At 74.9% G+C, this 22,971-nt stretch carries 25 protein-coding genes; 11 read left to right on the top strand and 14 right to left on the bottom strand.

Annotated elements, in window-relative coordinates; translation table 11 throughout:
- The first annotated feature begins 7 nt into the window (after window positions 1-7).
- A complete protein-coding gene (locus ACIQGZ_RS05870; protein WP_402599579.1) occupies window positions 8-559 on the top strand; it encodes a hypothetical protein in 552 nt (183 codons plus the stop codon).
- 150 nt (window positions 560-709) lie between these two features.
- Here the strand turns inward: ACIQGZ_RS05870 and ACIQGZ_RS05865 are convergent, their stop codons facing one another.
- Entirely contained in the window at window positions 710-1,450 is a 741-nt protein-coding gene (locus tag ACIQGZ_RS05865) for a hypothetical protein (protein ID WP_402599578.1), read from the bottom strand.
- A 339-nt stretch (window positions 1,451-1,789) separates the two neighbouring features.
- Between ACIQGZ_RS05865 and ACIQGZ_RS05860 the strand changes: the two genes are divergently transcribed.
- The 3 genes from ACIQGZ_RS05860 to ACIQGZ_RS05850 all read left to right on the top strand — a co-directional run bounded on the left by ACIQGZ_RS05860 (window position 1,790) and on the right by ACIQGZ_RS05850 (window position 5,006).
- A complete protein-coding gene (locus ACIQGZ_RS05860) occupies window positions 1,790-3,079 on the top strand; it encodes a magnesium transporter MgtE N-terminal domain-containing protein (protein WP_402599577.1) in 1,290 nt (429 codons plus the stop codon).
- Between the two features lie 43 nt (window positions 3,080-3,122).
- A complete protein-coding gene (locus tag ACIQGZ_RS05855) occupies window positions 3,123-3,752 on the top strand; it encodes a DUF1003 domain-containing protein (RefSeq protein ID WP_402599998.1) in 630 nt (209 codons plus the stop codon).
- Window positions 3,753-3,836: 84 nt separating this feature from the next.
- Window positions 3,837-5,006, top strand: a complete 1,170-nt coding sequence (locus tag ACIQGZ_RS05850) for an Mrp/NBP35 family ATP-binding protein (protein WP_402599576.1) — start codon at window positions 3,837-3,839, stop codon at window positions 5,004-5,006.
- 51 nt (window positions 5,007-5,057) lie between these two features.
- Here ACIQGZ_RS05850 and ACIQGZ_RS05845 read toward each other — a convergent pair whose 3' ends face one another.
- The 5 genes from ACIQGZ_RS05845 to sigE all read right to left on the bottom strand — a co-directional run bounded on the left by ACIQGZ_RS05845 (window position 5,058) and on the right by sigE (window position 9,768).
- Entirely contained in the window at window positions 5,058-5,714 is a 657-nt protein-coding gene (locus ACIQGZ_RS05845) for a hypothetical protein (RefSeq protein ID WP_402599575.1), read from the bottom strand.
- 260 nt (window positions 5,715-5,974) lie between these two features.
- Window positions 5,975-6,451 (bottom strand): sec-independent translocase, encoded by a 477-nt coding sequence (locus tag ACIQGZ_RS05840; RefSeq protein ID WP_402599574.1) that lies wholly within the window; start codon window positions 6,449-6,451, stop codon window positions 5,975-5,977.
- A 122-nt stretch (window positions 6,452-6,573) separates the two neighbouring features.
- Window positions 6,574-7,893 carry a S1C family serine protease gene (locus tag ACIQGZ_RS05835; RefSeq protein ID WP_402599573.1) on the bottom strand — a complete coding sequence of 440 codons (1,320 nt, stop codon included), beginning with the start codon at window positions 7,891-7,893 and terminating at the stop codon, window positions 6,574-6,576.
- Between the two features lie 238 nt (window positions 7,894-8,131).
- Window positions 8,132-9,061 (bottom strand): anti-sigma factor family protein, encoded by a 930-nt coding sequence (locus ACIQGZ_RS05830; protein ID WP_402599572.1) that lies wholly within the window; start codon window positions 9,059-9,061, stop codon window positions 8,132-8,134.
- Window positions 9,058-9,768, bottom strand: coding sequence for an RNA polymerase sigma factor SigE (sigE, locus tag ACIQGZ_RS05825; protein WP_402599571.1), 711 nt, complete (start codon window positions 9,766-9,768; stop codon window positions 9,058-9,060). The genes ACIQGZ_RS05830 and sigE overlap by 4 nt, the downstream gene beginning before the upstream one ends.
- Before the next feature lie 288 nt (window positions 9,769-10,056).
- Here sigE and ACIQGZ_RS05820 point away from each other — a divergent pair, with 288 nt between their 5' ends.
- The gene (locus tag ACIQGZ_RS05820) at window positions 10,057-10,704 is read left to right on the top strand and encodes an O-methyltransferase (protein ID WP_402599997.1); all 648 of its coding nucleotides are present in this window, start codon (window positions 10,057-10,059) and stop codon (window positions 10,702-10,704) included.
- Window positions 10,705-10,838: 134 nt separating this feature from the next.
- Here ACIQGZ_RS05820 and ACIQGZ_RS05815 read toward each other — a convergent pair whose 3' ends face one another.
- Window positions 10,839-11,006, bottom strand: a complete 168-nt coding sequence (locus tag ACIQGZ_RS05815) for a DUF3117 domain-containing protein (RefSeq protein ID WP_271316856.1) — start codon at window positions 11,004-11,006, stop codon at window positions 10,839-10,841.
- A 414-nt stretch (window positions 11,007-11,420) separates the two neighbouring features.
- Here ACIQGZ_RS05815 and ACIQGZ_RS05810 point away from each other — a divergent pair, with 414 nt between their 5' ends.
- The gene (locus ACIQGZ_RS05810; RefSeq protein WP_402599570.1) at window positions 11,421-12,296 is read left to right on the top strand and encodes an enoyl-CoA hydratase-related protein; all 876 of its coding nucleotides are present in this window, start codon (window positions 11,421-11,423) and stop codon (window positions 12,294-12,296) included.
- Between the two features lie 15 nt (window positions 12,297-12,311).
- On the opposite strand, the gene ACIQGZ_RS05805 is transcribed toward ACIQGZ_RS05810, so the two are convergent.
- Both ACIQGZ_RS05805 and ACIQGZ_RS05800 read right to left on the bottom strand, forming a co-directional pair.
- Window positions 12,312-12,896 (bottom strand): DNA-3-methyladenine glycosylase I, encoded by a 585-nt coding sequence (locus tag ACIQGZ_RS05805; RefSeq protein WP_402599569.1) that lies wholly within the window; start codon window positions 12,894-12,896, stop codon window positions 12,312-12,314.
- Window positions 12,893-13,363, bottom strand: a complete 471-nt coding sequence (locus tag ACIQGZ_RS05800; protein WP_402599568.1) for a DivIVA domain-containing protein — start codon at window positions 13,361-13,363, stop codon at window positions 12,893-12,895. The genes ACIQGZ_RS05805 and ACIQGZ_RS05800 overlap by 4 nt, the downstream gene beginning before the upstream one ends.
- 172 nt (window positions 13,364-13,535) lie before the next feature.
- Between ACIQGZ_RS05800 and folP the strand changes: the two genes are divergently transcribed.
- The gene (gene folP / locus ACIQGZ_RS05795; protein WP_402599996.1) at window positions 13,536-14,348 is read left to right on the top strand and encodes a dihydropteroate synthase; all 813 of its coding nucleotides are present in this window, start codon (window positions 13,536-13,538) and stop codon (window positions 14,346-14,348) included.
- Window positions 14,349-14,405: 57 nt separating this feature from the next.
- Here folP and ACIQGZ_RS05790 read toward each other — a convergent pair whose 3' ends face one another.
- A complete protein-coding gene (locus ACIQGZ_RS05790) occupies window positions 14,406-15,176 on the bottom strand; it encodes a TIGR00730 family Rossman fold protein (protein WP_402599995.1) in 771 nt (256 codons plus the stop codon).
- A gap of 180 nt (window positions 15,177-15,356) precedes the next feature.
- Entirely contained in the window at window positions 15,357-16,475 is a 1,119-nt protein-coding gene (gene dapE / locus ACIQGZ_RS05785) for a succinyl-diaminopimelate desuccinylase (protein WP_402599567.1), read from the bottom strand.
- Between the two features lie 105 nt (window positions 16,476-16,580).
- Here dapE and ACIQGZ_RS05780 point away from each other — a divergent pair, with 105 nt between their 5' ends.
- Window positions 16,581-17,510, top strand: a complete 930-nt coding sequence (locus tag ACIQGZ_RS05780) for a hypothetical protein (RefSeq protein WP_402599566.1) — start codon at window positions 16,581-16,583, stop codon at window positions 17,508-17,510.
- 330 nt (window positions 17,511-17,840) lie between these two features.
- Window positions 17,841-18,464, top strand: coding sequence for an ATP-binding protein (locus ACIQGZ_RS05775; RefSeq protein ID WP_402599565.1), 624 nt, complete (start codon window positions 17,841-17,843; stop codon window positions 18,462-18,464).
- Window positions 18,465-18,575: 111 nt separating this feature from the next.
- Here the strand turns inward: ACIQGZ_RS05775 and dapC are convergent, their stop codons facing one another.
- Both dapC and fdxA read right to left on the bottom strand, forming a co-directional pair.
- Window positions 18,576-19,748 carry a succinyldiaminopimelate transaminase gene (dapC, locus tag ACIQGZ_RS05770; RefSeq protein WP_402599564.1) on the bottom strand — a complete coding sequence of 391 codons (1,173 nt, stop codon included), beginning with the start codon at window positions 19,746-19,748 and terminating at the stop codon, window positions 18,576-18,578.
- 20 nt (window positions 19,749-19,768) lie between these two features.
- Entirely contained in the window at window positions 19,769-20,086 is a 318-nt protein-coding gene (fdxA, locus tag ACIQGZ_RS05765; RefSeq protein ID WP_055572727.1) for a ferredoxin, read from the bottom strand.
- A 112-nt stretch (window positions 20,087-20,198) separates the two neighbouring features.
- On the opposite strand from fdxA, the gene ACIQGZ_RS05760 reads away from it, so the two are divergent.
- Window positions 20,199-21,245 (top strand): GNAT family N-acetyltransferase, encoded by a 1,047-nt coding sequence (locus ACIQGZ_RS05760; protein WP_402599563.1) that lies wholly within the window; start codon window positions 20,199-20,201, stop codon window positions 21,243-21,245.
- A gap of 90 nt (window positions 21,246-21,335) precedes the next feature.
- Window positions 21,336-22,175 carry a transglutaminase family protein gene (locus ACIQGZ_RS05755; protein ID WP_402599562.1) on the top strand — a complete coding sequence of 280 codons (840 nt, stop codon included), beginning with the start codon at window positions 21,336-21,338 and terminating at the stop codon, window positions 22,173-22,175.
- 45 nt (window positions 22,176-22,220) lie between these two features.
- Here the strand turns inward: ACIQGZ_RS05755 and ACIQGZ_RS05750 are convergent, their stop codons facing one another.
- Window positions 22,221-22,859: a response regulator gene (locus ACIQGZ_RS05750; RefSeq protein WP_402599561.1), complete on the bottom strand. Its 639-nt coding sequence runs from the start codon at window positions 22,857-22,859 to the stop codon at window positions 22,221-22,223.
- Between the last annotated feature and the right edge of the window lie 112 nt (window positions 22,860-22,971).

The following is a 22,971-nucleotide window of genomic DNA, read 5'->3' as shown; positions in this document are numbered from 1 at the left end:
GTGGACCATGGACCGTGTGACAGCCGCAGCCACCCCGTCGGCCGAGGAGTTCTTCGACCCCGCCCTGGTGGAGGAGTCCGCGAAGAAGTCCGGGCTGCTCTGGGTGGCGGCGGACGGGCAGGGGCCGGGCCGGCCGCTCTGGCACGCCTGGCAGGGCGGGGCCGTGGTGGTCGTCGGGGACGGCGGCGAGCAGCCGCTGCACGGGCTGGTCGGCGGGGGCACGGCGGTGGTCACGGTCCGCAGCAAGGACAAGGGCGGGCGGCTGGTGCGATGGCCGGCCCGGGTGGTGGAGCCGGCGCCCGGCAGCGAGGCGTGGCAGGCGGCGGTCGACGAGCTGAAGGGGAAGCGGCTCAACGCCCCGGACACCGACACCGTGACGGACCGCTGGGCCCGGGAGTGCCGGGTGCTGCGGCTGGAGCCGGCCGGGGCGACCACCCAGCGGCCCGGCGCCATGCCCGACACCTCCCACGCCGCCCAGCCCGTCCCCACCCCCGCCACCACCCGCCACCCCGCCCCGGCCGGCCTCCCCAAGCTCCTCTTCCGCCGCCGCCGCCCTTAGCGGCGCAAGAACGCGAGCAACCGCGCAAACAACCCCACCCAGCGCACCCCACACCCCAGACCCCACGGCCATGGGCACAGGCCAACCCCCCGACCACCTGCCGGCAAACGATCCTCGCGCCCCCGCCGCCACGACCGGACCGCCGCGCGGCTAGGAGTGGGCGGTGCCGTAGTCCAGGATGTCGGCGGCGGGTGGGGTGGCGATCTTGAAGTCCCGGCCGAACTCGGTGAGGTCCAGCGTGCCCGCCCCGCCCGCCCGCTCGACCCGGACCGGGTACGGGGTGCCGACCAGCGAGACCCGCAGGGTGCTGCCCGCGTCGGTGGCGACCGACACCGTCCGTACGCCGTCGACCCGGGTGTAGTTCCCCTTGTGCACCGGGCCCCCCAGGTCGGTGACGCTCCCCAGCAGCGCGTCCTTCTCGGTGAAGACGGACAGCTCCTTGTACGACGGGTCGCTGGAGTGCACCCGTACGTACCGCCCCTCCAGGGTGCTCGCCGCCGACCCCGCCGAAGCGGTGACGGAGGCCGTGGCCGTGGCGGACGCCGACGCGCCCCCGGCCGCGTAGAAGGCGGCGTCGCCCTTGACGTACAGCTTGGAGCCCACCCGCAGCAGCTCGAAGGTGCGGTTGCCGCTGACCACCTTGCCGGTGCCGCCGGACTCCTTGAGCCGCATGTCCAGCCGGTAGGTGGCCCCGGCGCTGACCACGCTGCCGGACAGCCGGACGGAGGGGGCGGCCAGGGCCGCCGCCCTGGCCTTGGCGGCGATGGCGTCCGGCGTCTGGCGGCCGACGCCGTTGGTGCCCTCGTCGGGGTCGGACGCCCCGCAGCCGGCGGTGAGCGCCAGGGCGGCGGTCACGCAGACGGTCCCGAGGGCGGAGCGGCGCATCAGCATGGGGGCTGTTCCTCCCGCGAGGGGTTGCCGAGGCGGCGGGCCGGATCACCGCGCCGCATCGGGGTAGGGGGGTGGAGTGCCAGCAAGCTACCGCAGCGTATGCCGGGAGTGGCAACGAGGGTTCCGTTCGGGGCCGTTCACGGGCGCCCCTTCACCGGACCTGCGCGCCCCGCGCGCGCCACGGTCACGGGTCGCGCTCCGGCGGGCCCGCGCCGGGACGCGCGGGTAGCCTGAACAGCACGCCGGGCGGGCCGGGGAGACAGGGACGCCGGGGAGACAGGAACAGAGACAGGGATATACGGGGACAGACGGGGGAGGCAGGGAGGAGACGGAGCGGCCATGGCAGGAGCACCCAACCGGGTCTTCATCTCCCACCTCTCCGGCGTCGCGGTGTTCGACCCCAACGGCGACCAGGTGGGCCGGGTCCGCGACGTGGTGGTGTCGCTGCGGCTGGCCGGCCGCCCGCCTCGGGTGCTCGGCCTGGTGGCCGAGGTGGTCAGCCGCCGCCGGATCTTCCTGCCGATGACCCGGGTGACCAGCCTGGAGTCCGGCCAGGTGCTCACCACCGGCGTGATCAACATGCGCCGCTTCGAGCAACGGGCCACCGAGACCCTGGTGCTGGGCGAGCTGCTGGACCGCCGGGTCACCCTCACCGAGACCGGCGAGCAGGTCACCGTGCTGGACATCGGCATGGTGCAGACCCGGCTGCGCGAGTGGGAGATCAGCAAGGTCTTCGTCCAGCGCGGCAAGACCGGCCGGCTGCGCCGCCGGGGCGAGACGCTGACCGTGGACTGGTCGGCCGTCACCGGCTTCACCCTCTCCGAGGAGGGCCAGGGCGCCGCCAACCTGCTGGCCACCTTCGAACAGCTGCGCCCCGCCGACCTGGCCAATGTGCTGCACCACCTCTCCGCCAAGCGCCGCGCCGAGGTGGCCGCCGCGCTGGACGACGAGCGGCTGGCGGACGTCCTGGAGGAGCTGCCCGACGACGACCAGGTGGAGATCATCGGCAAGCTGCAGGACGAGCGGGCCGCCGACATCCTGGAGGCGATGGACCCGGACGACGCCGCCGACCTGCTCTCCGAGCTGCCGGGCGACGACGCCGAGCGGCTGCTGCGGCTGATGGAGCCTCAGGAGGCGGCGCCGGTCCGCCGGCTGCTGAGCTACGAGGAGAACACCGCCGGCGGCCTGATGACCACCGAGCCGATCGTGCTGGAGCCGGACGCCTCGGTGGCCGACGCGCTGGCCCGGGTCCGGGTGGCCGACCAGAAGTCCGCGCTGGCCGCGCAGGTGTACGTCTGCCGGCCGCCCAACGAGACGCCGACCGGCACCTACCTGGGGATGGCGCACTTCCAGCGGCTGCTGCGCGAGCCGCCGTACACCCTGGTGGGCGCGATCGTCGACCGCGACCTGGACCCGCTGCCGCCGGACACCCCGCTGCCGGTGATCACCAGCTATCTGGCGACCTACAACCTGGTCGCGGCCCCGGTGGTGGACGACGCCGACCATCTGCTCGGCGCGGTGACCGTCGACGACGTACTGGACCACCTGCTGCCCGCCGACTGGCGGGAGTCCACCGTCCACCACATCGAGGACCTGCCGCCCCGGGAGGTGGCCGACGGTGGACGGTGAGCGCGGCGGCCGGGGCCGCCGGGACCACGACGGCCGCTCCCGGCTGCAGAACGAGCTGCGCGAACTGCGGGAACTGCGCGAACTGCGGCTGCGCGAGGGCGCCGCCCTCAGCGGCCCGGCGGCCGCCGCCGCCCGGCTGGGCGAGCGGGAGGAGCGGCGGCGCATCCGGCTGGACCAGCCGCAGAGCGGCCGCCGCCATCTGCTGCGGCTGCCCGCGTACGACCCGGAGGCGTTCGGGCGGATGTCGGAGCAGATCGCCCGCTTCCTGGGGACGGGGCGGTTCATCGTCTGGATGACGGTGGTGGTGATCGTCTGGATCGGCTGGAACACCCTCGCCCCGGCCCATGTGCGGTTCGACGAGTATCCGTTCATCTTCCTGACCCTGGCCCTGTCGCTCCAGGCGTCGTACGCCGCGCCGCTGATCCTGCTGGCGCAGAACCGGCAGGACGACCGCGACCGGGTGAACATGGAGCAGGACCGGGCCCGCGGCGAGCGCAACATCGCGGACACCGAGTTCCTGACCCGGGAGGTGGCGGCGCTGCGGCAGGGCCTGGGCGAGGTGGCCACCCGGGACTTCGTCCGCTCCGAACTCCAGGCGCTGCTCAAGGACCTGGAGGAGCACCGCCGGGAGCCGGCCGCGTCGGCGGCGGAGGACGCGCCCGACCGCCGCTGAGCGCCGACGGCCGCCACCGGCTGCGACCCGGTCCACCCGACCGGCGATGCCGGGGCGCCCGACCCCGCGCCGTACCATCGGTGCATGGCCAATCAGACGCAGGGCGCGACCGGCGGCGCGGCGGCACTCGAAGAGTCCGTACGCAGCGCGCTGGCCACCGTCCAGGACCCGGAGATCCACCGTCCCATCACCGAGCTGGGCATGGTGAAATCGGTGGAGATCGGCGCGGGCGGCGCGGTGCGGGTGGCCGTCTGGCTCACCGTCTCCGGCTGCCCGATGCGGGACACCATCACCAGCCGGGTCACCGAGGCGGTGGAGCGGGTCCCGGGGGTCACCGCAGTCGCGGTCGAGCTGGACGTGATGAGCGACGAGCAACGGCGCGAGCTGTCCACCATGCTGCGCGGCGGCACCGCCGAGCGGGAGATCCCGTTCGCCAAGCCGGGCTCGCTGACCCGGGTGTATGCGGTGGCGTCCGGCAAGGGCGGGGTCGGCAAGTCCTCGGTGACCGTCAACCTGGCGGCGGCACTGGCCGCCGACGGGCTGAAGGTCGCGGTGGTGGACGCGGACATCTACGGCCACAGCGTGCCCCGGATGCTGGGCGTGGACGGCCGGCCGACCCAGGTCGAGAACATGATCATGCCGCCGTCGGCGCACGGCGTGAAGGTGATCTCCATCGGCATGTTCACCCCGGGCAACGCCCCGGTGGTCTGGCGCGGGCCGATGCTGCACCGCGCGTTGCAGCAGTTCCTGGCCGACGTCTACTGGGGCGACCTGGACGTGCTGCTGCTGGACCTGCCGCCCGGCACCGGCGACATCGCCATCTCGGTGGCGCAGCTGGTCCCCAACGCGGAGATCCTGATCGTCACCACCCCGCAGCAGGCCGCCGCCGAGGTCGCGGAGCGGGCCGGCACCATCGCGCTCCAGACCCATCAGAAGATCGTCGGCGTGATCGAGAACATGTCCGGCATGCCCTGCCCGCACTGCGGCGAGATGGTGGACGTCTTCGGCACCGGCGGCGGCCGCACGGTGGCGGACGCGCTGACCCGGGCGACCGGCGCCGAGGTCCCGGTGCTGGGCAGCATCCCGATCGACGTCCGGCTGCGGCAGGGCGGCGACGAGGGCAAGCCCGTGGTGCTCTCCGACCCGGACTCCCCGGCGGGCGCCGCGCTGCACGCGGTGGCGGCGAAGCTGGGGCGCCGCGAGCGCGGCCTCGCCGGGATGTCGCTGGGGCTCACCCCGCGCAACAAGTTCTGACCCGCTGACACGGCCGGCGGGGCGCCCTGGGTGCCCCGCCGGCCGTACGCGTCAGGAGGCGCCGAGCGCCGTCGAGCCGGACGGGCCCGGCTCGGCGTAGCGGGCGATGTCCGCGATGTCGGCGAAGCCCAGCGCATAGGCGCTCACCCCCCGGCCGTAGGCGCCCAGCAGCACGCCGGGGGCCTCTCCGGCCAGCACCCAGCCGTACTCCGACTCCCGGTAGCGGAAGTCCTGCGGTCGGCCGCCCACCGGCAGGCTGAGCGAGGACCAGTTCGGGCCGGCCAGGTCGTCGGCCAGGTCCCAGGCGATGGCGGTCTGCTGGTCCAGCCAGTCCTGCCGCAGGCTGCGCCCCATCTGGCCGGGCCAGGTGGCGGAGAGCAGCCCGGAGCCGGCCAGCCAGGCGGCGGAGGACGCCGAGGTGGCCTCCAGTACGCCGGTGCCGTCCGCGCTGCGCCGCCCGGGGCGGCGGGCCACCGTCACCACCACGGCGAAGCGGCGGCTGTCCGGGCCCTCGTACTGCCGGGCCGTCGGCTCGTCGCCGTGGCCGACCGAGCCGTAGTCGACGGTGCCCTCGGCACCGGCGCCGACCTGCATCAGCCAGCGGTTCCCGGTCCAGCCGTCGTCCAGGCCGTACCAGGGGAAGTCGGCGGCCAGGTAGCCGTCGAGCGCAGCCGCCACTACTCCCGCCGCACGACTCGTCGTGTCCATCCCGGGCCTCCTCCGACCAACTGGTCACTGCTCCGGCGCGCGGTGCGCCGGGCCCGAGCAGCGGCGGTGCCGTAGCGTCCCGGCGCACACCGGTGCGGTGTCGGTGCGGCGCGGGCCCGGGTGCGGGCCCGCGAGCACACAGACGATGCATCATCAGGGCAGAAAATAGGATAGCGAGGGGAATGCCACCCCTCCGGCGTGTCGTGGCAGCCGCCGGTGTTTCGGGGGTGGCGTACGCCGGGTGGCGCCGCCCGGGTGGCTCAGGTGGCGTCGGGGTCGTACGGGGGGCGCTCGCCGGCCGCCAGCGGACCGCCGCTGCCCTTGATCAGGTCGGTCCTCGTCCGGTCGCCCCTGGTTTGGTCGCCCTTGGTCATGTCGATGGTGCCGTTGGCGGCACGGCGCGGCGGCGGGGCCGGGTCGTCCGCGTCCAGGTCCAGACCGAGATTGTCCAGGTCGAGGTCGAAGCCGTTGCGGATCTCCTTCAGACCCAGGTCGTCGCTGCCCAGCAGGTTCTTCCGGACGAAGGTCTTCGGGTTGAGGTCCTCGAAGTCGAAGTCCTTGAACTCCGGGCCGAGCTCCTTGCGGATGTCGGCCTTGGCGTTGTCCGCGAAGGACCGCACCTTGCGGATGAAGGCCATGGTGTCCTGGATGACCTTGGGCAGCTTATCCGGGCCGAAGATGATCACCGCGATGACGATGAGCACCAGCATCTCCGGCAGACCTATGTCATTGAACACCCGGAACTCCCTGCTGCTGGACGAGGTGCGGACACCACGGCACGACTCCGTCCAAGAGTAATGGCCGCTCGCGGCTGCGCGCGGTGGACGCCGGTTAAGCGGTGGCAAACACCGCAACCGGTCTAGCCGCCCGACGAGCCGTCCAGCGTCACCCGCACCTTCAGGCGGCCGCCGTCGCGCTCCACGGTCAGCTCGATGGTGTCACCCGGCCGGTGGCTGCGGATGACCACCACCAGCTGGTCGCCGTCGTGCACCGCCCGGCCGTCCGCCGAGGAGATCACGTCGCCCGGCCGCAGGCCCGCCCGCGCACCCGGGCCGCCGGGGGCGACCGGCTCGCTGCCGGACGGGCCCGCCTTGGCCAGCACCTTGGCGCCGTCGCCGGTGTACCGCATGTCCAGCGTGACGCCGATGACCGGGTGCACCGCCTTGCCCTTGTTGACCAGCTGCTCCGCGACCTGGCGCGCCTCATTGACCGGGATGGCGAAGCCCAGCCCGATGCTGCCCGCCTGCTTGTCGCCGCTGTACGGGTCCGCCGTGCTGCCGGACGCGGAGCGGATCGCGGAGTTGACCCCGATCACCCGGCCCCCGGCGTCCATCAGCGGGCCGCCGGAGTTGCCGGGGTTTATCGGGGCGTCGGTCTGGAGCGCGTCGACATAGGAGACGCCGTCGCTGCGGTCCTCGCCGCCGGCCGTGATGGGCCGGTGGGTGGCGCTGATGATGCCCGAGGTGACGGTGCCCTCCAGGCCGAACGGCGCACCGATGGCGACGACCGGGTCGCCCACCCGCACCCCGTCCGAGTCGCCGAGGGTGAGCGGGCTGAGACCGGAGACGCCGGTGACCCGGAGGACCGCCAGGTCGTACCCGCTGTCCCGGCCGACCACGGTGGCCCGGCGGGACTGGCCGCTGTCGAAGGTGACGGTGATGGTGCCCGTGGTGCCGGCCGGGGAGACCACATGGTTGTTGGTGAGGATGTGGCCCTTGGTGTCCAGGACGAAGCCGGTGCCGGTGTCCTCCGCCTTGGGCCCCTTGACGTGGATGTACACCACTCCGGGCAGCGCCGTCCGGGCGATGCCGGCCACGCTGTTGGGGGCGCGGTCCACGGCCGGGTCGCTGACCTGCGGCAGCGTGAGGTGGCCACCGGTGCTGCGGTCCTGGAGGTAGGCGCCGACGCCGCCGCCGATGGAGCCCGCCAGCAGGGCGAGCAGCACCGCGCCGACGACCAGCGGGCCGGTGGCCGGCGGGCGGCGGGGCGGGGCGGGCGCGGCCCAGTCGCCGGGTGCCGCCCAGGGGTCGCCCGGCCAGGCGAGCGGCGGTGCGGGCGGGGGCGGCGGACCGGGCAGTGCCGGGGGTGCGGCGTCCGGGGCGGCCACCGGCCGGTCCGGATGGCTCCACCACTCCGGCGCGCCGGGGTCCGGCGCCGCGCGGTCTTCCGTCGAGCTCATACGTGCAGCCGCTCCCCTGTAGGCACGGCGGCCGCGACGGCCGCCCACCTTGATTCAACCAGTCCCGGCGCCGCCACGGGCACTCGGTGCGCGAACCGGTGGCCCCGGGGCGCGGTGGACCGCGTGGTCTGCCGCGCCCCTGCCGACGGCCCGTCGGCAGGGGCGGGGCCGGCCCAGTGGTTGATCAGCCCAGTGGTTGATCGGCCCCGTGGTTGATCAGCCCCGTGGATGAGCCGGCTCAGTGGATGATCGGGGCCCGGACCGTGGTCAGCGGGGACGGGCCGGCGGGCAGCGAACCGGCGCCGGGAACGGAGACCGGGTAGCCCGCCCAGACCGGCGCCCGCAGCGGGATGGTCAGCGGCGAGACGTCCTCGGAGCCGATCTCGGCCACCGGGCTCACGCTGGTGCCGAACGGCTCCTCCGGGGTGCCGTCCACCCCGCCGAGCCCGCCGAAGCCGGTCAGCGCCACCGCCGCCACCGAGAAGGCACCGGCCGCCGCGAAGGCGAACCTGCGGCCCCGCGCCGCCGACGGCCGTACCGCCCGCTCGGCCGCCGTGCCGGCCGGCCGCCGGTCGGGGGGCGCCACCGCGTTGCGCAGCCGGGTCATCGCGGACCCGTCGCCGCGCCGCACCACGCCCGGCCCCTCCGGCCGGTAGCCGGGCAGCGGGGGTACGGGAGCGCCCAGCGAGCCGCTGCCGAAGACGGCACCGCCGCGCCCGAAGGAGCCGCCGTCCAGCCGGCTGCCGCCGATCGAGCCCACGCCGTCGCGCAGCCGGTCGCCCAGCGGGTCACCGCCGTCCCGGCCGCCGCCGCCCACGGCCAGCAGCCGGGACATCAGCAGCGCGGACGGCTCCGGCGTCGCGGCGGCGGCCAGCAGCCGCTTGGCGGCCCGCTCGTCCTCCGCCTCGGCCAGGCAGTCGGGACAGGTCGCCAGGTGGGCCTGCACCCGGTCCCGGGCGTCGTGGTCCAGTTCGCCGTCGACGAAGCCGGCGAGCCGCTCACCGAGGTGGTGCTCCTCCATCGGCTGGTCGGTGCCGGGGCCGGGCCCCACATTGCTCAGCGCGACCAGCGCCCCGGAGCCCTGCGGACGCTCCTCGGCGGCCTCGGTCTCCGGGCGTGCCTGCTGGCTCCGGCTGCGGCGCGACCCGGTGTAGCGCTCGGCGCTCACGGCCGCCTCCGTTCGGGCTCGGCACCGGTCGCCAGCGGGCCCACCGAGGCGACGGCCCGCTCCGCGGAGGTGGAACCGCCACGCCGCAGCCGACCGGGCGCGGAGCCCGGTGCGCGGTGCTTCAGGGCGGAGCGCAGGTGCGAGCGGCCCCGGTGGATGCGGCTGCGGACGGTGCCGAGCTTCACCCCGAGGGTGGCGGCGATCTCCTCGTACGACAGTCCCTCGATGTCGCAGAGGACCACCGCCGCCCGGAACTCCGGGGCCAGCGTGTCCAGCGCCTGCTGCACGTCGGCGTCGAAGTGGTTGTCGTGGAAGTGCTGCGCCGGGCTGGGCTCGCGACTGGGCAGCCGCTCGGCCGCGTCCTCACCCAGGGCGTCGAAGCGGATGCGCTGGCGGCGGCGGACCATGTCCAGGAAGAGGTTGGTGGTGATCCGGTGCAGCCAGCCCTCGAAGGTGCCGGGCGTGTAGGTGGAGAGCGACCGGAAGACGCGGACGAAGACCTCCTGGGTGAGGTCCTCGGCGTCGTGCTGGTTCCCGGTGAGCCGGTACGCGAGGCGGTAGACGCGGGCGCTGTGCGCCTGGACGATCTCCTCCCACGTGGGCGGCGTCCAGGTCTGCGCGTCGGCACCCTCGGCGAAGGCGGCCGTGACCACCGGTTGCGGGTTGGCGGACGACTCGTCGGCGGGGGACTGCGCAGGCTGGTTCATCACGGGCTCCGGCGTACGGGCCGACGCAGTACCGCGGACATACCGCCGCACAGGGGCGTCGCCCTCAGCCACACCTCCTCGGTCGGCTCTTCTGCCCAGCAGGGCCACCACCATATCCGCCTCGCCCGTCAGTTCCGGATAAAGCCTGTCCACACTCTCGACCGGCCGGGGTCGGTCCGGCCGCAGGGCGACTGCCCTCACCGCCTCAACGGACCGCCGTCGGACGCGGTTCCCGGGACGGCCAGTAACCTGTGGCTGGAAATATCGACATCCACTTCGGCCAGGTCCCTGACGGAGGCAGCCATCACCGGCTTCGGGCTCGCGGGTGCGGCCCTCGCCGACACCTATGTCGGGGAGGACCACGCCTTGGCACGTGCCCGCGCGCGGGCCGTACGCGCCGGGGTGCGGGCGATCGACCCGGGCGGCGGGGCCTGCCTGCGGCTGCTGGCGGCGGCGCTGAGCGCCAAGGCGGTGGCGGAGATCGGCACCGGCACGGGGGTGTCCGGCATCTACCTGCTGCGCGGCATGCGCCCGGACGGCGTGCTGACCACCGTGGACCCCGAGCCGGACCTCCAGCAGCTGGCCCGCGAGGCGTACGCGGAGGCCGGGTTCGCCGCCAACCGGTCCCGGGTGATCCACGGGCGGGCGCTGGAGGTGCTGCCCCGGCTGGCCGACGGGCAGTACGACCTGGTGTTCTGCGACGGCGAGGCGGCCGAGTCGCGGGAGTACCTCGAAGAATCGTTGCGCCTGCTGCGGCCCGGTGGGATGGCCTGCTTCGAGGGCGTCTTCCAGGAGGGCCGGCTGGCCGACCCGGGGTTGCGCGACCCGCAGACCCATGCGATGCGGGAGCTGGTACGGATCGTCCGGGAGAGCGACGCGCTGCTGCCCGCGCTGCTGCCGGTGAGCGACGGCCTGCTCTGCGCCGTCAAACGGTGAGGCCCGCCGAACGCTGAGACGCTGCGGCCGCCAGACGCTGCGGCGGGCGGCCCGGCCCCGGGCACCGCGAAGGCCCCGCCGGAAACGGTCCGGCGGGGCCTTCGGGTGCTCGTGGAGAGAAGATGCCGACCGGCTCAGCCGCAGGCCTTCTTCAGGGCTTCGCCCAGCGCACCGGCCTCATCGGGCGTGAGCTCGACGACAAGTCGGCCGCCGCCCTCGAGCGGAACTCGCATGACGATGCCCCGCCCCTCCTTGGTCACCTCGAGCGGGCCGTCGCCCGTCCGCGGCTTCATGGCCGCCATGCTCGTTCCCCTTCCTGCAACCTGCTCATCGACATATCGCCGGTCCGTCCACCACCGGTATCGAACGCATTGATCGGAGACCATTATCCCGCATCGGGGCACCCGATGACCAACATCACTCTGCGCGCATCCGCCGCGACCGGCTCCGGAACCGGCCCGAGCCGCCGTCCGGACCACCCCCGGACCGCCCCCGGACCACCGGGAGGAACCGTCAGAAGCGGTATCGCGGACTCCCCTTTCGGGTCTTCCTCTCCGACGCGCCGCACCCCGGCGCCCGTTCCCGGCCGACACGGAAGGTGCCGCACGTCACACTGCCCCGAGCGGCACCGACTCCGGCATCCTGTCCGGGGACCCGGCCCACCGGCCCGGCCCCAGCGCCCCAGTCCGCCACCCGCACAGGACAGGACCCCTCCCATGGCCGACAGCACCGCCCCCACCACCCCCTCCGGCCCGGCCATCCCCTCCGGCCCGGCCACCCCCTCCGGCCCGGCCGCGCAGAGTGTCCGGTACGAGATCGACGGCGCCCTGGCCGTCATCACCATCGACCGCCCGGCCGCGATGAACGCGCTGGACACCGCCACCAAGGTCGCGCTGCGCGACACCGTCGCGGCGGCGGCCGCCGACCCCGCCGTGCGGGCGGTGCTGCTCACCGGCGCCGGGGACCGGGCGTTCTGCGTCGGCCAGGACCTCAAGGAGCACATCGGCAAGCTGGCCGAGGCGCGCAACGGCGGCGGCCCGGCGCTGTCCACCGTGGCGGAGCACTACAACCCGCTGGTCAGGGCATTGGCCGGGATGCGCAAGCCCACCGTGGCGGCGGTGGGCGGGGTGGCCGCCGGGGCCGGCGCCTCGCTGGCGTTCGCCTGCGACTTCCGGATCGTCGCGGACACCGCCGGGTTCAACACCTCCTTCGCCGGGGTGGCGCTGACCGCCGACTCCGGCGCCTCCTGGACGCTCCCCCGGCTGGTCGGCCACGCCCGCGCCACCGAGCTGCTGATGCTGCCCCGCACCGTGCGGGCGCCGGAGGCGCTGGAGATCGGCCTGGCCACCCGGGTCGTCCCGGCGGCGGAGCTGGCCGAGACCGCCCGCGAGTTCGCCGCCCGGCTGGCGCAGGGCCCCACCGTGGCGCTGGGCGCGCTCAAGGAGTCGATCGCGTACGGCTGGTCGCACTCCCTCGACGAGACGCTGACCAAGGAGGAGGAGCTCCAGACCCGCGCTGGTGAGTCCGCGGACCACGACATCGCGGTACGGGCCTTCCTGGCCAAGGAGGAGCCCCGCTACCTGGGCCGCTGACCGGGCCGGCCGGGATCAGCCGACCCCGGCCCCGCCCCGGGCGCAGCAGTCCGCCAGGTGGTCGTCCACCAGCCCGCACGCCTGCATCAGCGCATACGCGGTGGTCGGCCCGACGAAGCGGAAGCCCCGGCGCTTGAGCTCCTTGGCGAGCGCGGTGGACTGCGGCGTGGTGGCGGGCACCTCGGCCAGGGTGCGCGGCGCGGGGCGGGCCGGGTCCCCGGCGTACGACCAGATCAGTTCGGACAGCCCGTCGGGCAGTTCCAGGGCGGCGCGGGCATTGGCCACCGCCGCGTCGATCTTGGCGCGGTTGCGGATGATGCCCGCGTCCAGCAGCAGCCGCTCGCGGTCGGCGTCGGTGAAGGCGGCGACCTTCTCGATCACGAAGCCGGCGAAGGCGAGCCGGAAGTTCTCCCGGCGGCGCAGGATGGTGAGCCAGGACAGCCCGGACTGGAACGCCTCCAGGCTGACCCGTTCGAAGAGGGCGTCGTCGCCGCGGAGCGGGCGGCCCCACTCGGTGTCGTGGTAGATCCGGTAGTCCTCCGCCGTGCCGGCCCAGGGGCAGCGCAGCAGGCCGTCGGCCCCGGCCACCGCGTCGCTCACGCCCGGACCTCCGGGGTGTCGGACCGGGCGGCGTCCTCGGGCTGCTCGGCGGCGGCGGTGTCCTCGGGCTGCTCGGCCGCGTCCTTGGACAGCGAGACCGGCTCGGCCCCGGCCGCCGCGAGCGCCTGCTCGCCGCGCTCGCCCGCCACCGCGGTCTCCAGCTCCGCGATCCGGGCGTCGCGCAGGGCCAGTTCGGCGCCGAGCCGGTCCAGTACGTCGTCCACCTCGTCCATCCGGTAGCCGCGCACCGCCATCGGCAGCCGCAGCTCGTCGACGTCGGCCCGGCCCAGCGGCCGCTCGGCGGGGAGCCGGGCCGTCAGCCGGTCGGGGACGGCCTCCGGCATGGCGCCGCCCGCGCCGAGCGCCACCAGCGCCGCGCCGCCCACCACCACGGCCATACCGACCACGATCACCCAGAACACGATCCGCTCCTCCCGGTCACCCTGCGCCGCCTGGTGGGGGATCATGACCCCTGGCGACGGCCCCCGGCCATCATCGCGCACCGGCGCCGACCATGATGGACCACTCGGGTGAGAAACGGGGCGGCCGGGTGTGAGCGGAAGACCGGCGGCCGGATCGGGAGGAAGCGTGGCACTGAGGCTGGGACCCCGGGAGTTCGGCGACGACGACCTGGTCATCATGGCGATCGTCAACCGGACGCCCGACTCCTTCTTCGACCGGGGCGCCACCTTCGCGGACGACGCGGCGTTCGCCGCCGCCGACCGGGCGGTGGCCGAGGGCGCCGAGATCCTGGACATCGGCGGGGTCAAGGCCGGGCCGGGCGAGGAGGTCACGGTCGAGGAGGAGTTGCGCCGTACGGTGCCGTTCGTCGCGGAGCTGCGCCGCCGCCACCCGTCCACGGTGATCAGCGTGGACACCTGGCGGCACGAGGTCGGGGAGGCCGTCTGCGAGGTCGGCGCCGACCTGCTGAACGACGCCTGGGGCGGGGTGGACCCGCTGCTGGCCGAGGTGGCGGCCCGCTATGACGCCGGGCTGGTCTGCACCCACGCCGGCGGCGCCGAGCCGCGCACCCGGCCGCACCGGGCCGGCTATCCGGACGTGATGGCGGACATCCTGCGGGTGACCACCGGGCTGGCCGAGCGGGCGGTGGCGCTGGGGGTGCGCCGGGACGCGGTGGTGATCGACCCGGGGCACGACTTCGGCAAGAACACCCGGCACTCGCTGGAGGCGACCCGGCGGCTGCCGGAGATGACCGCGACCGGCTGGCCGGTGCTGGTCTCGCTCTCCAACAAGGACTTCGTCGGGGAGACGCTGGACCGGCCGGTGGCCGAGCGGCTGCTCGGCACCCTGGCCACCACCGCCGTCTCCGCCTGGCTGGGCGCCCGGATCTACCGGGCGCACCAGGTGGCGGAGACGCGGCAGGTGCTGGACATGGTGGCCTCGATCCGCGGCACCCGGCCGCCGGCGGTGGCCCGCCGCGGCCTGGCCTGACGGGCCCCGGCCCGACCGGCTCCGACCTGACCGGGAGCCGGCCTGGCCGGGCCCCGGTCAGAGCTCGGTGACGTCCTCCTCGAAGGCCGCGTACGCCGCGCGCTCGGCGGCCACCTGGTCGGAGGAGCCGTTGCGCCGCCGGGCGTCGGCGAGGATCTTCATCACCTCGTCGACGTCATCGGTGACGTGGAACAGCTCCAGGTCGGCCGGTGACGCCTTGCCCTGGGCGATCAGGGTGTCGCGCAGCCAGTCGACCAGGCCGCCCCAGTACCGCGTGCCGAACAGGACCACCGGGAACCTGGTCACCTTGCGGGTCTGCACCAGGGTGAGCGCCTCGAACAGCTCGTCCAGGGTGCCGAAGCCGCCCGGCAGCACCACGAAGCCCTCGGCGTACTTCACGAACATCGTCTTGCGGACGAAGAAGTACCGGAAGTTGAGTCCCAGGTCGACGTACTGGTTGAGCCCTTGTTCGAAGGGCAGCTCGATGCCGAGCCCCACCGAGACGCCGCCCGCCTCGGAGGCGCCCCGGTTGGCGGCCTCCATGGCGCCGGGGCCGCCGCCGGTGATCACCGCGTAGCCGGCCTCGGCCAGCGTCCGGCCGATCTCCATGCCCGCCTGGTACTCGGCGGAGTCCCGGGCGGTGCGGGCGGAGCCGAAGACGCTGACGGCGGGCGGCAGCTCGGCCAGCCCGCCGAAGCCCTCGACGAACTCCGAGGTGATCCGCAGCACCCGCCACGGGTCGGTGTGCAGCCAGTCGGTGGGCCCGGTGGTGTCCAGCAGCCGCTGGTCGGTGGTCTCCTCCCCCACCCGGCCGCGCCGCAGCAGCATCGGCCCCTGCTGGCGCTCCGGCCAGTCACGGCGGCTCGGCGCGTCGCCCGCCGGCTCCGGTCCGTGGCCGCCGTGGCGGGTGGCGTCGGGGCCGCCCCGCTGGTCCGCTGTTCCTTCTGTGCCGTTTCCTGCTGTGCCGTTCATGCAGGCAGGGTAGTGGGGGGCGGCACCGGGCGGGGGTCAGCCGGTGAGCCAGGCGGCGATGCGCCGCTCACACTCGGTGATCGCGGCCAGCGAGCAGTGCTCCTCGCGCTTGTGGGCCAGGTTGGGATCGCCGGGGCCGTAGTTGACCGCCGGGATGCCCAGCCCGGCGAAGCGGGCGACATCGGTCCAGCCGTACTTCGCCCGGGGGACGCCGCCGGTGGCGGCCACGAACGCCTGGGCGGCGGGGTGGGCGAGGCCGGGCAGCGCGCCGGGGGCCGAGTCGGTCAGCTCCACGTCGAAGCCCGCCAGCACCTCCCGGACATGGGCGAGGGCCTGCTCCTCGCTGCGGTCGGGCGCGAAGCGGAAGTTGACGGTGACGGTGCACAGGTCGGGGATGACATTCCCGGCCACACCGCCGTCGATCAGTACCGCGTTGAGGCCCTCGCGGTACTCCAGGCCGTCGATCTCCACCCGGCGCGGCCGGTACGCGGCCAGCCGGCCCAGCAGCTCGGCGGCGCCGTGGATGGCGTTGTCGCCCAGCCAGCTGCGGGCGGAGTGCGCGCGCTGCCCGGTGATCCGCACCACGACCCGCATGGTGCCCTGGCAGCCGCCCTCCACCACCGCGCTGCTGGGCTCCAGCAGCACCGCGAAGTCGCCGTGCAGCCAGTCGGGGCGCTCCCGGGCGAGGTGGCCGAGGCCGTTGCGGTCGGCCTCCACCTCCTCGCAGTCGTAGAAGACGAAGGTGAGGTCGCGGTTGGGCTCGGGCACGGTGGCGGCGATCCGCAGCTGCACCGCCACCCCGGCCTTCATGTCGGAGGTGCCGCAGCCGTACAGCAGGTCGCCCTCGACCCGGGAGGGCAGGTTGTCCGCGATCGGCACGGTGTCCAGGTGTCCGGCGAGCACCACCCGCTCGGCGCGCCCGAGGTTGGTGCGGGCGACCACGTTGTTGCCGAACCGCTCGACGCTCAGGTGCGGCAGCGGACGCAGGGCGGCCACCACGGCGTCGGCAAGCGCCGCCTCGTCGCCGCTGACGGAGGGGAAGTCGACCAGCCGCGCGGTGAGCGCGCCGCCGTCCAGGGCGAGATCGAGGCGGCCGAGGCCGTCGAAGGGGCCTGGGCCGTCGGAGAGGGCGGGGCGGGGGTGCGGGCTGCTCATGGCCCACCACCCTATCCGGGGGCCGGAGAACAGCCGGGGAACCGTGTGTCCCGGGGCCGGGACCTGCCGGTACGGTGGGTCGACACAGGGACGGGAGGGCGGCGGGTGAAAGCGGCGAGGACGACACCGGGACGGGCCCGCAAGCGGCGGCGCTGGATTCTGCCGCTGGTGCTGGTGCTGGCGGTCGCGGCCACCACGCTGCTCTATGTGAACCGCCGTCAGGTGCTGCCGTCCACCCAGGAGTGCCGGGTCGCCACCGCCGCCGGCCGGGTGGTGCTGGACCCGGACCAGGCGTCCAACGCCGCCGTGATCGCGGCGGTGGCCCGCTCCCGCAGCCTGCCGGAGCGGGCGGTGACCATCGCGCTGGCCACCGCGCTCCAGGAGTCGCACCTGGAGAACCTGGAGGGCGGCGACCGCGACTCGGTCGGCCTGTTCCAGCAGCGGCCCTCGCAGGGCTGGGGCACCGCCGCGCAGATCTCCGACCCGGTGTACGCGACCAACAAGTTCCTGGACGGGCTGGTCAAGGTCCCCGGCTACTCCCGGCTGCCGCTGACCGAGGCCGCGCAGGCGGTGCAGAAGAGCGGCTATCCGCAGGCGTACGCCAAGCACGAGACCGATGCCACGGTGCTGGCCGCCGCCCTCACCGGCCGTGAGGCGGCCTCGCTGGGCTGTGTGCTGTCGGACACCGCGCCGGTCGCGGCGTCCTCGCCGCAGCTCGGCAAGGACGGCCTGACCCAGGGTGCCCACCGGATCGCCGCCCAGGTGCGGCGGGACTTCGGCCGGACCGTCACCGTGCACCCCGCCGCCTCCGGCGCGGGGCGCGTCCTGGAGCTGGTCCCGGCGGGTACGGCCGACGCGGCCGACCGGGGCGGCTGGGCCGCCGCGCACTGGGCGGTGGCGCGGGCGGCCGAGCTGGGCGTCGGCTCGGTGGTCTTCGGCGGCCAGGAGTGGCGCAGCGGGGCTCCCGGGGGCGGCTGGTCGCCGTACCGGGGGGTGGCACCCCTCGGCCGGGTGCTGCTCACCGCCGCCGGCTGACCGCGACCCGGCGTCCGTTCCGGGCGGCCGTGCGACGCACCCGAGGGTGAACAATCGCCGCTCCGCTTGACGCGGTGGCGGCCTGGAAGGCCCTGCGGGGCGCCTTGGGCCCGACTGATACCGATGACCGTACTGGCCTTGTGCGGCTTGGGAAGTGACGTTCCGCCGCGCGATCGGCGGCGAAGCACAATGTCCGCAATGTCACAAGAAGGCTGATAGTACGTTTACCGAGTCTTTGCCAAAGTCGCCCGCAACCTTCCTGCTCCTGGAGCGGTAATCACCACGTCCGCCCGGCGGACGGGTCTTGTCCTCATCTCCGTTAGGAGCACCATGTCTCTCCCCCTCACGCGTCGGATCGCCCAGGCCGCGCTGCTCGTCGCGGCCGGCGCGGTCCCCGTGGTCGCGGCTTCCGGCACCGCGTCCGCCGCGGAGCTGCCTCGCACGGCCGACCTGGGTGGGCTGACGCAGCTCGACAGTGACAGCCTCGCCACCCACGTGCAGGGCGTCGCCCACCAGACCGGCCGCCAGGTCGGCAAGACCGGCAGCAGCGCGGTGGCGGCGGGCGTGCCGACCGTGGCCGACACCCTCGGCGCCACCGCCGCGGCCGCCGTCCCGCAGGTCAACAAGCTGGCCGGCGCCGCCGCCCAGCAGGCCGGTGCCACCGCCGCCACCACCGGCACCATGGCCGCCGGTGCCGCCCAGCGCGCCGTCGCGCCGGTCAGCGGGGGCAACCCGGTCAGCGCGCTCACCGGCGCCCTGCCGCTCGGCCAGCTCCCGCTGGCCCCGGCCGGCGGCGCCCACAACCGCCTCGGCGGCCTGCCCGACCTGGGCTCCGGCTCCAGCCCGCTGAGCAGCCTGACCTCGCTCACCTCGGTGATCCGCACCATCAGCGGCGCGGCCACTCAGGGTCCGCTGCAGGGCGCCGGCTCCCCGCTCGGGGGCCTGCCGCTCTGACGTCCCCGCGACCTCGGGCAGCACGCACGGACCACGGCGGGGCCGGGGAGCACCAAGCTCCCCGGCCCCGCCGTACGTCCCTCAGCCGTGCAGCCCTCAGCCGTGCAGCCCTCAGGCGCCCAGCCGCCGCACCGCCGCGTCCACCCGCTCGTCGGTCGCGGTGAACGCCACCCGGACGAACCGCTCCCCGGCCGCGCCGTAGAACTCACCGGGCGCCACCAGGATGCCCAGCCGCGCCAGCTCCGCCACCGTGTCCCAGCACGGCTCGTCCCGGGTCGCCCACAGGTAGAGGCTCGCCTGGGAGTGCTCGATCCGGAACCCGTACGCCTCCAGCGCCTCCCGCAGCGCGTCCCGGCGGCGCGCGTAGCGCTCCCGCTGCTCGGCGACGTGCTCGTCATCGGCCAGCGCGGCGATGGTCGCCGCCTGCACCGGCGCGGGCACGATCATGCCGCCGTGCTTGCGCACCTGGAGCAGCTCCCGCACCACGGCCCGGTCGCCCGCCACGAAGGACGCGCGATAACCGGCCAGATTGGAGCGCTTGGAGAGCGAGTGCACCGCCAGGATGCCGTCATGGCCGTCCCCGCAGACCTCGGGGTGCAGCACCGACACCGGCTCGGCGTCCCAGCCCAGCTCCAGATAGCACTCGTCGCTCACCAGGAGCACCCCGTGCTCGCGGGCCCAGGCCACCGCGCGGCGCAGCTCCTCGCGGTCCGCCACCCGCCCGGTGGGGTTGGACGGCGAGTTCAGCCAGAGCAGCCGCAGCCCGGTCGGGTCGAGCCCGGCGCCCGCCGGGTCGGCCGCGAAGACCTCCGGGTCGTACGGCACCGGCTCGGCCCCGGCCAGCCGGGCGCCCACCTCGTACGTCGGATAGGCGAGCTGCGGGAAGGCCACCCGGTCGCCCGCGCCCAGCCCCAGCTGGATCGGCAGCCAGGCCACCAGCTCCTTGGACCCCACCGTGGGCAGCACGCCCGCCGGGTCCGCTCCGGTGGCGCCCAGCCGGCGGCGCAGCCAGCCCGCGATGGCGTCGCGCAGCTCCGGCGTCCCCCACACCGTGGGGTAGCCCGGCGCGTCGGCGGCGGCGGCCAGTGCCCGCTGGATCACGGCCGGCACCGGGTCCACCGGGGTGCCGATCGAGAGGTCGACGATCCCGCCGGGGTGCGCGGCGGCGGTCGCCTTGTGCGGCTCCAGCCGGTCCCAGGGGAAGTCCGGCAGCCGCTCGGAGACGCGGCGCGCCGCTCCCGAACCGGTCGGGAGCGGCGCGCGCGTACTGTCGTTGGTGCTCACAGCTTGAGTGCCACCGATCGTCAGGCCTGCGGCGGCAGGGCCGCGATGAAGGGGTGGTCCCGCTCGATCAGTCCGAGCTTGGAGGCGCCACCGGGCGAACCGAGGTCGTCGAAGAACTCGACGTTCGCCTTGTAGTAGTCCTTCCACTCCTCCGGGGTGTCGTCCTCATAGAAGATCGCCTCGACCGGGCACACCGGCTCACAGGCGCCGCAGTCGACACACTCGTCCGGGTGGATGTAGAGGGACCGCTGACCCTCGTAGATGCAGTCGACCGGGCACTCTTCGATGCAAGCCTTGTCCTTGACGTCGACACAAGGCTGCGCGATGACGTAGGTCACGCTGTCGTTCCTCCTCGTAGGGGCTGGCTCTCGCGCGGGGGAGCGCGTCGTCGTCGATGCCCGCCCCTAGTATCGCGGGTCTACGACACTGGATGCACGGGAGGTGGCCGGGATGGCCGACGATCCACCGCGACAGGGGCGCGCAGAGATCCGGATAACCCGGTCCGACCTGGGAAGACGCGTCTCCGTACGGCGGATTCTGGACATTGCCGACGGGCGTCCGGTGTTCGGCGATGCCGTCGGCGTGCTCACATCGTGGGACAGCGGGGTGCTGGAGATCGTGCGGCGCGACGGCGAGACGGTACGGATCGCGGAGAACCTGCTGGTCGCGGGCAAGCCGGTGCCGCCGGCGCCCGCCCGGCGGCAGTCGGCCGCGCCGGTGGAGCCGGTGGAGCCGGTGGAGCCGGTGGACCCGGTGGAGTTGCAGCGCGTCGCCGCGCGCGGCTGGCCCGCCCCGGAGAGCGCCGCGCTGGGCGACTGGACGCTGCGCGCCGCCGACGGCTTCACCCGGCGGGCCAACTCGGCGCAGGCGCTGGGCGACCCCGGGGTGCCGCTGCCCGCCGCGCTGGCCGCGGTCCGCGACTGGTACGCCGCCCGGGGGCTGCCCGGCTATCTGGAGGTCAGCGAGCCGGGCTCGCCCGCCGGGCTGCGCGAGGAGCCGGCCCGGCTGGGCGCCGTGGAGGCGCCCACCCTGGTCCGCACCGCGCCGCTGGCGCCGCTCGGCCGGCTCGCCGCCGATGCCGACGCCGCCCGGGTGCGGCTGGCCCGGACCGCCGACGCGGGCTGGCTGTCCCGGTATCGCCGGGTCGGCGGCGACCCGGTGCGGGAGCGCGCCGCGCTGACGGTGATCCACGGCGGGCCCTCGGTGTGGTTCGCCACCCTGGAGGCGGCGGACGGCAGCGGGCCCGACGCCATCGGCCGCTGTGTGGTGGACGGCCGCTGGGCGGGCTTCTCCGCCGTCGAGGTGGTGCCTGAGCGGCGCCGCAGCGGGCTGGCCTCGCTGGTGATGGCCGCGCTCGCGGCGCGGGCCGCCGAGGAGGGCGCGACCACCGCCTACCTCCAGGTGGAGTGCGAGAACGGCGGCGCCATCGCGCTGTACGACCGGTTGGGCTTCACCACCAGTCACACTTACCACTACTGCCGGCTGCCGGAGAGTTGACGGGCGGTCCGGCCGCCGTCCCCTGCCCAGCCTTGCCTACCGCTCCCTGCTTCCTTGCCGAAACCGAGACGTGAACGGGCCTGACCAGTCGTGACCGATAAGAGCCGGGCGCGGTTCAGCGCCGAGGCCAGGGCCGAGCGCCCGGACCCGGTGCTGCTCTGCGCGCTCGCCGCCGTGGAGGAGGACCCGCACGCCGACCCCGACGAGGTGGTCGCCGCCACCGGGGCGGCGCTGGACCGGCTGGCCGAGGCGGTGCGCCGGGCCGCCGCCGAGCGGGGGCCGCGCACCCCCGGCGCGGTGGCCGCGCTGCTGGCGGCGGTGCTGGCCGGGCGGGAGCGCTTCCACGGGCGGCCGTCGGACTACGACCGGCTGGAGTCCTCGCTACTGCCGGACGTACTGCGCCGCCGCCGGGGCCTGCCGATCCTGCTGTCGCTGGTCTGGTCGGCGGTGGGCACCCGGGCCGGGCTGCCGGTGCACGGGGTGGCCCTGCCCGGCCACTTCGTGGTCTCGGTGGGCTGCGGGACCGAAGCCGTCCTGGTCGACCCGTTCCACGGCGGCCGGCGGCTCTCCCGCGAGGACGCCGCCGAGCTGGTCGCCGCCGCCATCGGCCAACCGCTCACCGACGACATGCTCACCCCCGCCCAGCCGCTGGACGTGGTGCTGCGGGTGCTCGGCAACATCCGCAACTGGGCCGCCGCCCGCCCGGAACACGCCCGGACCGGCCTCTGGGCCACCGAACTCTCGCTGCTCCTCCCCCGCCACCCGGCCCAACTGCGGCTGGAGCGCGCCGAGAGCCTGCTGCGGACCGGCGACTTCCTGGGCGGCGCCGCCGAGATGGAGTCGTACGCCCGAATCCTGGACGCCTTCGACCCGGACTCCGCCGCCCGCGTCCGCCTGGAAGCCCGCGCCGCCCGGCACCGCCTCAACTGACGCCGCGGCCCGGCCGGACACCCGCCCCGGGCCGTGAGGCACCCCCTACAGCCAGCCCTTCTCCCGCGCGATCCGCACCGCCTCCGTACGATTGCGCGCCCCCGTCTTCTGGATCGCCATCGACAGGTAGTTCCGCACCGTCCCCTCCGACAGGTGCAGCCGCGCCGCGATGTCCGCGTTGACCGACCCGTCGGCGGCGACCTCCAGCACATCCCGCTCCCGGGACGTCAGCGGGTTGGCCCCCTCCGCGAGCGCCGCCGCCGCCAGCGTCGGATCGATCACCCGCTCCCCCCGCAGCACCCGCCGGACGGCATCGGCGAGCTGCGCTGCCGGCGCGTCCTTCACCAGGAAGGCGTCCGCCCCGGACTCCATCGCCCGGCGCAGATAGCCGGGGCGTCCGAAGGTGGTCAGCACCACGATCTTCGTGGCCGGCTGCCGCCGCCGCAGCAGCCCGGCCGCCTCGATCCCGGTCATACCGGGCATCTCGATGTCCAGCAGCGCCACATCCACCCCGTGCCGCACCGCCGCGTCCACCACCTCGTCGCCCCGCGCCACCTGCGCCACGACGTCGATGTCCCCCTCCAGGCTCAGCAGGGCGGCCAGCGCCTCCCGCACCATCCCCTGGTCCTCGGCAAGGAGCACCCGCACCCGCCCGACCGGCTGCCCACCGTCACGATCCGTCATGCGGCCAGCCTAGACAGCCGGGGCGCCGCCGGGCACCGCGAGCGCCCACCGGGCGCCAGGTCCGCCGTCCGGGCCCGGCGCCGCGCGACAGCCAGCCCGGCGGTACCGCAGG

It is taken from the genome of Streptomyces sp. NPDC092296 (assembly GCF_044755465.1).
In the GTDB taxonomy this organism is placed as follows: domain Bacteria; phylum Actinomycetota; class Actinomycetes; order Streptomycetales; family Streptomycetaceae; genus Peterkaempfera.
The sequence above is the reverse complement of the archived record's forward strand: the minus strand, read 5'-3'. Positions and strand labels throughout refer to the sequence as shown.

Bases quoted from the DNA above. Each gene is read 5' to 3' on its own strand.
- ACIQGZ_RS05850 (WP_402599576.1), top strand. From the start codon at position 3,837: ATGGCCAATCAGACGCAGGGCGCGACCGGCGGCGCGGCGGCACTCGAA.
- ACIQGZ_RS05750 (WP_402599561.1), bottom strand. From the start codon at position 22,859: ATGACGGATCGTGACGGTGGGCAGCCGGTCGGGCGGGTGCGGGTGCTC.
- ACIQGZ_RS05870 (WP_402599579.1), top strand. From the start codon at position 8: ATGGACCGTGTGACAGCCGCAGCCACCCCGTCGGCCGAGGAGTTCTTC.
- ACIQGZ_RS05865 (WP_402599578.1), bottom strand. From the start codon at position 1,450: ATGCTGATGCGCCGCTCCGCCCTCGGGACCGTCTGCGTGACCGCCGCC.
- ACIQGZ_RS05810 (WP_402599570.1), top strand. From the start codon at position 11,421: ATGGCCGACAGCACCGCCCCCACCACCCCCTCCGGCCCGGCCATCCCC.
- folP (WP_402599996.1), top strand. From the start codon at position 13,536: ATGGCGATCGTCAACCGGACGCCCGACTCCTTCTTCGACCGGGGCGCC.
- ACIQGZ_RS05800 (WP_402599568.1), bottom strand. From the start codon at position 13,363: ATGATCCCCCACCAGGCGGCGCAGGGTGACCGGGAGGAGCGGATCGTG.
- ACIQGZ_RS05775 (WP_402599565.1), top strand. From the start codon at position 17,841: ATGTCTCTCCCCCTCACGCGTCGGATCGCCCAGGCCGCGCTGCTCGTC.
- ACIQGZ_RS05760 (WP_402599563.1), top strand. From the start codon at position 20,199: ATGGCCGACGATCCACCGCGACAGGGGCGCGCAGAGATCCGGATAACC.
- sigE (WP_402599571.1), bottom strand. From the start codon at position 9,768: ATGAACCAGCCTGCGCAGTCCCCCGCCGACGAGTCGTCCGCCAACCCG.
- ACIQGZ_RS05790 (WP_402599995.1), bottom strand. From the start codon at position 15,176: ATGCTGCTGCGGCGCGGCCGGGTGGGGGAGGAGACCACCGACCAGCGG.
- dapE (WP_402599567.1), bottom strand. From the start codon at position 16,475: ATGAGCAGCCCGCACCCCCGCCCCGCCCTCTCCGACGGCCCAGGCCCC.
- ACIQGZ_RS05815 (WP_271316856.1), bottom strand. From the start codon at position 11,006: ATGGCGGCCATGAAGCCGCGGACGGGCGACGGCCCGCTCGAGGTGACC.
- ACIQGZ_RS05860 (WP_402599577.1), top strand. From the start codon at position 1,790: ATGGCAGGAGCACCCAACCGGGTCTTCATCTCCCACCTCTCCGGCGTC.
- ACIQGZ_RS05845 (WP_402599575.1), bottom strand. From the start codon at position 5,714: ATGGACACGACGAGTCGTGCGGCGGGAGTAGTGGCGGCTGCGCTCGAC.
- ACIQGZ_RS05835 (WP_402599573.1), bottom strand. From the start codon at position 7,893: ATGAGCTCGACGGAAGACCGCGCGGCGCCGGACCCCGGCGCGCCGGAG.